This window comes from Brucella tritici (genome assembly GCF_008932295.1).
Classification (GTDB): domain Bacteria; phylum Pseudomonadota; class Alphaproteobacteria; order Rhizobiales; family Rhizobiaceae; genus Brucella; species Brucella tritici.
Window position 1 is genome coordinate 176,802 of sequence record NZ_WBWA01000009.1, and the last position, 10,275, is coordinate 187,076.

The following is a 10,275-nucleotide window of genomic DNA, read 5'->3' on the forward strand; positions in this document are numbered from 1 at the left end:
CGGCCCCTCACAGCGCAGGAATGCGTTTGCCCATATCGACACCGCTACCGACCGTATGGGTCATGCGGGCTTCCGGACGGCGGCGCGTCAGAGCCAGAAGAATACCCATCGTGATGGCAATGGCGATAAGCGAGGAACCGCCATAGGAAATGAACGGCAGGGTCATGCCCTTTGCAGGCATGAGATGCAGGTTCACGGCCATGTTGATGATCGACTGGAAACCGAACAGAATGACAATCCCCGAGACTGCCAGACGGGTGAACGGATCACGCTCGCGCAGCGCAATCGAAAGACCGCGCACGACGATGAATGCGAACAGCAGCATGATGATCATGCACAGGATGATGCCGTATTCTTCTGCCGCAACCGAGAAAATGAAGTCGGTATGACTGTCCGGGATGATGCGCTTGATGGTGCCTTCGCCCGGCCCCTGTCCGAACCAGCCACCACGCAGGATCGCTTCGCGACCGGCATCGACCTGGAACGTATCGCCCTCACCCGTCATGAACCGATTGATACGTCCGGCCACGTGATCGAACATGAAATAGGCAGAAACGCCGCCGCAAACAGCAAGACCACCCAGGACCAGAATCCAGAACATTGGCAGACCGGCGAGGAAGAACATCGCACCCCATGTGCCCGTGGTCAGCATTGTCTGGCCAAGGTCAGGCTGGAGAACGAGCAGAGCGGCAACAGTGCCGAACAGCAGCATGGCTAGAAAATTGCCGGGCATTTCGCCACCGCGTTCCCGCTCCGAGAACAGCCAGGCGCAAACCACCACAAACGCGGGCTTCATGAATTCCGATGGCTGGATGGAGATACCCGCCAGATTGACCCAGCGCCGCGCACCCTTCACTTCGATACCGAAGAACAATGCTGCAACCATCAATACGAGGGAAATACCAAGCAGGATCAAAGCAAATCGCCTGATCTGACGCGGCGAGAGAAACGACACGCCGATCATGACGGCCACCGCCGGAACCATGAAGAAAATCTGGCGTTCGACGAAATGGAACCCGTCAAGGCCGATACGCTGGGCCACGGCAGGACTTGCGGCGAATGACAGCAGAATGCCAAGCCCCATCAGGGCCAGACATGCAGCGAGGAAGAAGCGGTCTATTGTCCACCACCAATTGGCGACAGGACCGCGATCGACACGGCTTACCATCAGCTTTCCCCTCTCATTGGCGTTACACCCGGAAGCGCCAGAACAGCGCTGCGGAATGCATCGCCGCGTTTTTCAAAATTCTGGAACTGGTCGAAGCTCGCGCAAGCAGGCGACAGCAGCACGACCGGTTCGGGAGCAGCATCGTTACCGGCATCGCGGGCAGCGTGCTCGACGGCGACTGCAAGCGTGTCGGAAATCTCGAACGGCGCCGCATCGCCAAGCGTTGCCGCAAACTGTGCTGCGGCTTCGCCGATCAGATATGCCTTGGCAATCCGCGGGAAGAACCCCGCCAGCGAAGCAATCCCGCCAGCTTTCGGTACACCACCTGCAATCCAGTAAATGTTTTGCGGGAAGGAGGACAATGCCGGAGCCGTTGCTTCCGCATTGGTCGCCTTGGAATCGTTGACGAACAGGACTTTCCCGCGATGCCCGACCTGTTCCATGCGGTGGGCCAGACCGGGGAAGCTCTTCAATCCCGTCTGGATTTCTTCAAGGCTTAAGCCCACCGACAAACAGGCCGCAATCGCTGCAAGCGCATTTTGCGCATTGTGCGCGCCGCGCAGCGAACCGATACCTTCCAGAGAAGCGATTTCGTCGACTTCCCCATCCTGCGCCCAGAACAGCTTGGCGCCGTCAGCAAAATAGCCTTTGCCGAGGCGCTTTTCCTTGGAAATCCGTACAACATTTACGCCGTCACGATAGAGCCGGTCCGCAATGGCTTCGCAATAATGATCGTCAACGCCGACAATTGCCGTGTCGCTCGCCGCTACCAGACGTTCCTTGATCGCGGCGTAGTTATCCATCGAGCCGTGACGGTCGAGATGGTCCGGCGTCAGATTGAGCAGGATGCCCGCCGTCGGGTTCAGCGATGGCGCAAGATCGATCTGGTAAGATGAACATTCGACCACATAGAAACGATTGGCCTGCGGCGGCTCCAGCGTCAGGATTGCCGTGCCGATATTGCCGCCAAGCTGCATATCCCGGCCAGAAGCCTTGATGATATGGGCAATCAAAGCGGTCGTCGTCGATTTGCCGTTGGTGCCGGTAATGGCGATGAACGGGCAATCGGGAGCAATATGATTGCGCTCGCGGACGAACAGTTCCACGTCACCGATGATTTCGACGCCTGCGGCATGGGCCAGATCGACGGTCCAGTGCGGCTTTGGATGGGTCAGCGGCACGCCCGGCGAAAGCACGAAGGCCGCAAATTGCGACCAGTCAGCCTGCCGAAGATCACCTGTGGCAATACCCGCGCTCTGGGCACGGGCAACGCTGTCTGGATTGTCATCCCAGGCAACGATCTTTGCGCCTCCGCCAAGAATCGCCTTGGCGGTCGCAATGCCCGACCCGCCCAGTCCGAAAAGGGCGACTGTCTTATCCTTGAGGGCGGTGATCGGGATCATTCGATATGCCTGTTATCTGAGCTTCAAGGTGGAAAGACCGATCATCGCGAGAATGATCGCAACGATCCAGAACCGGATCACGACCTGGCTCTCGGTCCAGCCCTTCTTTTCGAAATGGTGGTGGATAGGCGCCATGAGGAAGACGCGCTTGCCGGTCAGTTTGAAGGAACCAACCTGAATGATGACGGAAAGTGCTTCGACGACGAACAGGCCGCCGATGATGGCGAGAACGATTTCATGCTTCGTTGCAACTGCAACAGTACCCAGCATACCGCCCAGCGCCAGCGAACCCGTATCGCCCATGAAGATAGCGGCGGGAGGCGCGTTGAACCACAGGAAGCCAAGCCCCGCGCCGATAACAGCGCCAAGAACCACAGCAAGTTCACCCGTGCCCGGCACGAAATGGATCTGCAGATAGTCGGCGAAGATCGCATTACCGGAAAGATAGGCAATGAAGCCGAAGGATGCTGCGGCCACCATGACCGGAACGATTGCAAGCCCGTCAAGACCATCAGTCAGGTTTACGGCATTGCCCGCGCCGACCATGACGAAGGCAGCAAACGGAATGAAGAACCAGCTCAGATTGACGACGAACTGCTTGGCAAACGGGAATGTCAGCGAAGACGAGAACGGCTCCTGCCCTGCACGCATGATGACGAAAGCGGCAATAGCGGCGATCAGGAATTCGATGCCAAGACGCGCCTTGCCGGAAAAACCCTTGTCGGACTGCTTCGTCACCTTGAGATAATCATCATAAAAGCCGATGGCGCCGAAACCTATCGTAACCAGCAGAACAACCCAGACATAGACGCTGGCCAGATTGGCCCAAAGCAGGCATGACACAAGAATGCCGGTCATGATCATGAGGCCGCCCATGGTGGGCGTACCGGCCTTCTTGAAATGGGTCTGCGGACCGTCAGCGCGGATCGGCTGGCCTTTCCCCTGACGCACCCGGAGCGAGTTGATGATCGACGGGCCGAACAGGAACACGATCAGCGCCGATGTAATCATCGCGCCGCCGGTGCGGAAGGTAATGTAGCGGAACACATTGAGCGGTGTCATATGTTCGGCGAAGAAGGTGAGAAGCATCAACATGTAGAGAAAAATCCCTCAAATACCGCTTACTCCGCGGGTTCCACCGGCGGAAACTGGCTGATCAGCGCCTTGACGATTTTGGAAAAGCCGATCCCCTTCGACGATTTCACCATGATGACATCGCCCGGACGGACCGCCTTGATCACCAGCGGCAACAATTCGTCGGTGCTTTGCCTGTACTCGGTCTGAATTTCAACCGGCAAGGCATTTTTAAGTGCCGACATGTCCGGTCCACCGATAAAAAGCGCATTCACTTCGGCATCCACAATCGGGCGCGCCAGATCGGCGTGAAGTTTGCCCGACTGGCGGCCAAGCTCCAGCATATCTCCCAGAACAGCAATGCGACGGCCACGTGAGCCTTCCGGTGTCGTCGAATGCAGCAGCGACAGGGCTGCGCGCATCGAGGTCGGGTTCGCGTTGTAGCTTTCGTCGATCAGCGTGAACGTGCCCTCGGGATGCTGAAGCACATGGCGCGCGCCGCGACCACCTTCGGCGGACAGCGTCGCCATAGCCATCATTACCTTGGCGATATCAGCCCCGACCAGATCAGCGGCGCCGAGAACAGCAAGCATATTCTGCACGATATGGCGGCCCGGCATGCCGACCTTCACCGCTGCTTCCTGCGCGCCGATCTTCACCGTCATGCAGGAGCAGGTTGGATGCAACTTCACTTCGCGCAGACGATAGTCGGACCGGGCATTCTCGCCGAATGTGGCAATATGTTCGACACCGGCCTTTTCGGCCAGTTCTTCCAACTGCCTGAAGCGCTTGTCGTCGCGGTTCAGAAGCGCATAGCCCCCTGGAACGATGCCTTCGAAAATCTCTGCCTTGGCAACGGCGATTTCTTCCAGATTGGCGAAATGACCGAGATGCGCGGGGGCTATCAGCGTAATCAGAGCGACATGCGGGCGCACCATCTTCACCAGCGGACGAATTTCGTCGTGATGGTTCATGCCGATTTCGAAAACGCCGTAGTCCGTATCGACAGGCATGCGCGCAAGCGTCAGCGGCACACCCCAATGATTGTTGAACGACGCCACGGAAGCATGGACCTTACCAACTTCCAAAAGCACATGGCGCAAGGCTTCCTTGGTCGTCGTCTTGCCGACGGAACCCGTCACCGCAATGATCTGCGCCTTCGAGCGTGCCCGCGAGGCAATCCCAAGCTTGGTCAGGGCCTCAAGCACATCCTCGACCACGATCATCGGCACTTTGGAATTGCCGAATGCGGGCAGACGATGCTCGGCCACCACGAGAAGACCTGCACCGGCGGCCATGGCGCTGGTTACAAAATCATGCCCGTCGAACTGTTCGCCCTTGATGGCAAAGAAAGCCTCGCCCGGCTTCAGCGAGCGACTATCGATTGAGATACCGGTTATGCCGCCCGGAAGGTTGCCAAAAGGCCTGCCTTCCATGGCTTCAACCATGTCGTTGGATGTCCAGAGCCAGTCACTCATTCCGAGCGCTCCTCAAGGCGGGCAGCAAGTGCTGCAGCAACTTCCGCATGATCCGAGAACGGCAGGGTAATATTGCCGACAATCTGCCCTTCTTCGTGCCCCTTGCCTGCAACGACCAGTGTATCACCCGGCTGCATCATGGACACGGCGGTGAAGATCGCTTCACGACGATCACCGATTTCGGTCGCCCCCGGCGCTGCCGCCATGATTTCGGAGCGGATTTGAGCTGGAACCTCCGAACGCGGATTGTCATCCGTGACGATTGCCACATCCGCCAGTCGCGAGGCGATCTCGCCCATGATCGGACGCTTGCCCTTGTCGCGGTCGCCGCCGCAACCGAAAACCACAATCACCCGGCCCGTCGTAAACGGACGCACGGAAGTCAGAACATTTTCCAACGCCTCGGGCTTATGGGCGTAATCGACATAGGCCGGGGCGCCATCTTCCGTCGCGCCGACGAGATCGAGCCGTCCCGGTGCGCCTTTCAGGAGCGCCAAGGCACGCATTGCAGCCGCAGCCGGAACACCCGTAACCATGGCAAGCCCGGCGGCAACCAGCGCATTTGCGACCTGAAAATCCCCGGCGAGCGGCAGTTCGATCTCAAAAATCTCGTCGCCGATGCGCACTTCGACATGCTGGCGGAAACGCTCGTGTTCCACGCGCTTGAGCGCAATGAAATTGCCTTTCCGGCCAACCGTTTTCACGTCGCATCCGGCAAGCGTTGCCGCTTCGATGGCCTGTGCCGAGAAATGATCGTCGGAGAAGATGATGGCTGGCGCGCCCTTCGGCAAAAGCGTGTTGAAGAGACGCATCTTCGCGCCAAGATATTCTTCGATGGTCGCATGATAATCCATATGGTCGCGACCGAGATTGGTGAAGGCACCGGCAGCGAGCCTGACGCCGTCCAGACGGCGCTGGTCAAGACCATGCGATGAGGCTTCCATAGCCGCATGGGTCACGCCTTCATCGGCAAGTTCTGCCAGAACACGATGCAGTTCCACCGGATCGGGTGTGGTCAGCGAATTATAGTCGCTGCGGGTCGGCGAGAATACGCCGGTCGTGCCGATATTCGCCGCAGGAAACCCGGCATAGGCCCATATCTGCCGGGTAAAGGACGCAACGGAAGTCTTGCCGCTGGTACCTGTGACGGCAACCATAACTTGTGGCTGCTTGCCATAGAACTGCGCCGCAGCGACTGCCAATGCAAGGCGGGGATCATCGACATGAAGAACCGGCACACCTGCGCCAGCGACAGCCGTATCCTTGCCTGCGATAATGGCGCTTGCGCCGCGCTTGACGGCATCGGCGACAAAAGCTGCACCGTCCGCTTTCACGCCCTTCAGCGCTGCGAAAAGAAAACCGCGTTCGACCTTGCGGGAGTCCGACGTGACGCCGGTGATCTCCACCTCACCGGCATTGCCGGAGGCCAGTTCCTTAAAGAGAGCGATTTCCTTCAGTTTCATGGTCATACCAAATCCAGATTCAGTTGTGCGCGTTTCGCTGCAAAGGCTGCTTTAGGCGAATCAGTCGTATTCGTTGGAAACCATTGCTGGCGGCACTTCCTGTTGAAAATCAGGCCTGCCGCTTAAATTGCTAACCATTGCTGGCTGGGCTTCGAGTTGGAAATCGGGTTTCACACCGAGGAACGAAGCAGACCGGCGGATGATCTCCGAAACCATCGGTGCTGCATTAAGACCAGCGGTTGCGCTGAACTTGCCTTCTTCCGGCTTCGGTTCGTCGATGATGGTCAGCACCACATAGGTCGGATCATCCATCGGAAATGACGCCAGAAATGCGTTGAAGCGCACGTCCTTCGAGTAACGGCCATGCACGACCTTTTCCGCCGTGCCGGTCTTGCCACCGACGCGATAGCCCGGAACCGTAGCCCGCTTGCCGGAGCCGCCCTGGGCGGTCGCGTTGAGGCGGTAGAGGTAGCGCATATCCGCAGAAACCTGTGGATGAATGACCTGCTTGGCCACCTGATCAGCCTGAGCCTGCGTGCGCATCAGGAAAGTCGGCTCCATCAGCTTGCCGCCATTCATCAGCGCGGCAGCACCAACCGCCGTCTGCAACGGTGTCGTCATCATGCCGTGGCCAAACGAAATGGTCATCGAATGGACCTTCTTCCACACGCGTGGCTCGACGGGACGCGCCACTTCCGGCAACTCCGTTTGCATGCGGTCGAGAAGGCCGATCTTCTTCAGGAATGCGCGATGACCTTCAATGCCGACGGCATCCGCTTCGCGACCAGAACCGATATTGGACGAGAAGATGAAGACTTCCGGCAGCGTCAGCCAGCGGCCCTTGCCGTGGAAGTCGCGGATCGTCTGGCGACCGAATACCAGCGGACGGCTGGCATCGAGTTTAGACTGCAGGTTGAACTTGCCTGAATCGAGCGCCATCGCCGTGGTGAAGCTCTTGATGGTCGAACCCATTTCATAAGTGCCTGCCGACATGCGGTTCAGGCGGTCCTTGTCCAGCGCGTGGACCGGGTTGTTCGGATCGAAATCCGGCACCGATGCCATGGCAATCACTTCGCCGGTCTTGACGTTCAGCACCACAGCACCGGCAGCAATCGCCCGGTAGCGTTCCATGGCCTTGACCAGCACGTCACGCATAATGTGCTGGACGCGAATATCGATCGAGAGGCGCACCGGCTCCAGCGACTGGCCGGTCGCAAGGCCGACAGAGCGCAAATCGGTCAGCCCCTGGCTGTCGATATATTTCTCCATGCCCGCAATGCCCTGATTGTCGACATTGACGAGACCGAGGACGTGCGAAGCGGTTGGGCCGCCCGGATAGAAGCGGCGCTTTTCCGTACGGAATCCGATGCCCGGAACGCCCAGCGCCATGATCTGGCTCTGCTGTTTCGGGGTCAGCCCGCGCTTCACCCAGACGAAACCGGCACCGCTTTTCAGACGCTTATACGTCGCTTCCCAATCGAGATCGGGCAGCACCGTCGACAGCATTTCGATGGTTTCGTCGGGATCTACAATCTTGCGCGGCTCTGCATAGAGCGAAGCAGTCTTGATGTCAGTCGCAAGAATTTCGCCGTTGCGGTCGAGAATATCGGGGCGCGATGCGAGCTGATGAACAGCCGGGCCTGCATTATCCTCGTTTTCGCCGCCGATGACACCGAAATAGATGAGCTTGCCGCCCATCACACCATAGATGCCGACAAAGCAGGTGATAGCCATCCAGAGGCGATTGCGCGCGCGATTGCCATGCTTCTTGCGCGAACCGACAAACGCCATGTTGCCGGCCAGCTTTTCATCGCCGACCGGCTCAACACCGTCATCTGCCTGCATATTCTTTTTTCTGAAAAGTCTCAGCCGCATGATCAGTGCCTCGCCCCGCTTTTCTTGACGCTGCCGGTCGTGATGGCATCCTTTTCAAGCACGCCGCTTGCAAGCAGTTCGTCGCTGCCGGAGATGATCTTCTGGATATCATCAACCGGACGTTCCGGAATTTCGCTGACGCCCAGCACAAGCTGTTCGGCTTCAATCGGCTGGAGGTTAAGTTCCTTTTCGTAGACACCAACGAGACTTTGCAGGCGGCCAGGCTGGGTCATCAAAGCCCAGTCAGCGCGCAGGAGCGTGATCGTGTCCTTCTCGGAGTCGATCTGTCGCTTCAGCTTGGCGATGACGGCGATCTGCTTTTCCGCGTCATATTTGATCGTGTAGGTGACGGTCGCCGCCACCAGCATCGCCGCTATCATGATGATGTCGAAAGTACGCAGCACTCGTTTAACTCCGGGCCAGTTCGTTCGTCTCGGGCAGTTTGGGCAGTCCGAAAAGGGATAGATCGTCTTCCAGTGGCGGATTTTCCGTCCTGATGCCTGCGCGCAGCTTCGCCGAGCGCGCGCGCGGATTTCGTTCTTCTTCCTCTGCGGTCGGGCCGACAGCGCCCTTGACCGCGGGTGTAAAGCTCGGCAGACGCACATGCGTTTCCGGCAGATGGCGCGATCCGGCACTGCCGCCTGCACGGTCCGCGAAATAGCGCTTCACCATGCGGTCCTCGAGCGAATGGAAAGTCACGACAACCAGCCGACCGCCCGGTTTCAGGATGCGTTCGGCCGCAAGCAGCGCCCGCGCCAGTTCGCCCAGTTCGTCATTCACATAGACGCGCAGCGCCTGAAACACCCGCGTCGCCGGATGGATGCGATCCTTCGGATTGCGTCCCACCAGCGTTTCGATGGCATTGGCAAGATCGAGCGTGCGCGTGAAAGGCTGTGCGGTCCGGCGCTTGTCGATCATGCGTGCGATACGGCCCGCATGGCGTTCCTCGCCAAGAAAATTGAAGATGCGGGCAAGATCACCGGTCTTGAGGCAGTTCACCACATCGGCAGCACTTGGTCCTTTTTTCGACATGCGCATGTCGAGCGGACCATCCTTCTGAAAGGAAAAGCCGCGCTCGGCCTCATCGATCTGCATCGACGATACGCCAATATCGAGCACAACGCCGTCCACCTTGCTGCCCGTTCCCTTAACCTTCGAGACTGCCTCATCAAGAACAGAGAACCGGGACTCGACCAGATCGAGCCTGCCCGGAAACTGCTTTTCCATCGCCCGCCCGGCTTCGATTGCAGTCGGATCGCGGTCAATCGCGATCACGTCCGCTCCCGTCTCCAGGATGCGACGCGTGTAACCACCGGCACCGAATGTCCCATCGACAATCACTGCGCCAGGTACAGGCTTCAGGGCATCGATCACTTCGGCGATCAGCACCGGAACGTGACGGACTTCAGCCCCTTCGGCTTGAGAATTGTCTCCGCCGAGGCTTGCCATCATTCCGATCCTTTCCCGGGTACTTGGCCCGTCTTCTAAAGCGTGTTGCGCTTCAATCTTTTGTTTTCACGCAGGTTTGTTCCAAAATCGGTTCCCAATTTCAGGAAACATGCCTTAGCGTTTTGCTTGCGGATTCCGTCCATTTGCCGACAACCTGGCGACATGGCGGATTCGTTCGTCAGTTATCGGATATTAAGCTTAATGAAGCGTTATCCTTTGACTGAGCGCGGGGGAAAATGAGTAAGGGAGTAAGGGAGTAAGGGAGTAAGGGAGTAAGGGAGTAAGGGAGTAAGGGAGTAAGGGAGTAAGGGAGTAAGGGAGTAAGGGAAGACGAGCACCCATTTTCAATCAAGGCAAATATTTTA

Annotated in this window: 8 protein-coding genes; all 8 read right to left on the bottom strand. The window is 58.2% G+C overall.

The window, feature by feature from the left end; genetic code table 11:
* Positions 1-7 precede the first annotated feature (7 nt).
* From ftsW to rsmH, 8 genes are read right to left on the bottom strand one after another with little or no spacing between them, the layout of a single operon-like run.
* The gene (ftsW, locus tag F9K91_RS12155; protein WP_061346006.1) at positions 8-1,168 is read right to left on the bottom strand and encodes a putative lipid II flippase FtsW; all 1,161 of its coding nucleotides are present in this window, start codon (positions 1,166-1,168) and stop codon (positions 8-10) included.
* The gene (gene murD, locus F9K91_RS12160; protein ID WP_151677879.1) at positions 1,168-2,571 is read right to left on the bottom strand and encodes a UDP-N-acetylmuramoyl-L-alanine--D-glutamate ligase; all 1,404 of its coding nucleotides are present in this window, start codon (positions 2,569-2,571) and stop codon (positions 1,168-1,170) included. The genes ftsW and murD overlap by 1 nt, the downstream gene beginning before the upstream one ends.
* 12 nt (positions 2,572-2,583) lie before the next feature.
* Positions 2,584-3,666 (bottom strand): phospho-N-acetylmuramoyl-pentapeptide-transferase, encoded by a 1,083-nt coding sequence (gene mraY / locus F9K91_RS12165; RefSeq protein ID WP_061346004.1) that lies wholly within the window; start codon positions 3,664-3,666, stop codon positions 2,584-2,586.
* 26 nt (positions 3,667-3,692) lie between these two features.
* Positions 3,693-5,123, bottom strand: a complete 1,431-nt coding sequence (locus F9K91_RS12170; protein WP_151557264.1) for a UDP-N-acetylmuramoylalanyl-D-glutamyl-2,6-diaminopimelate--D-alanyl-D-alanine ligase — start codon at positions 5,121-5,123, stop codon at positions 3,693-3,695.
* Positions 5,120-6,592: a UDP-N-acetylmuramoyl-L-alanyl-D-glutamate--2,6-diaminopimelate ligase gene (locus F9K91_RS12175; RefSeq protein WP_151557262.1), complete on the bottom strand. Its 1,473-nt coding sequence runs from the start codon at positions 6,590-6,592 to the stop codon at positions 5,120-5,122. The genes F9K91_RS12170 and F9K91_RS12175 overlap by 4 nt, the downstream gene beginning before the upstream one ends.
* 54 nt (positions 6,593-6,646) lie before the next feature.
* Positions 6,647-8,461, bottom strand: coding sequence for a peptidoglycan D,D-transpeptidase FtsI family protein (locus F9K91_RS12180; protein WP_151557260.1), 1,815 nt, complete (start codon positions 8,459-8,461; stop codon positions 6,647-6,649).
* 2 nt (positions 8,462-8,463) lie between these two features.
* The gene (ftsL, locus tag F9K91_RS12185) at positions 8,464-8,865 is read right to left on the bottom strand and encodes a cell division protein FtsL (protein WP_109989767.1); all 402 of its coding nucleotides are present in this window, start codon (positions 8,863-8,865) and stop codon (positions 8,464-8,466) included.
* 4 nt (positions 8,866-8,869) lie between these two features.
* Entirely contained in the window at positions 8,870-9,913 is a 1,044-nt protein-coding gene (gene rsmH / locus F9K91_RS12190; protein WP_208852694.1) for a 16S rRNA (cytosine(1402)-N(4))-methyltransferase RsmH, read from the bottom strand.
* Between the last annotated feature and the right edge of the window lie 362 nt (positions 9,914-10,275).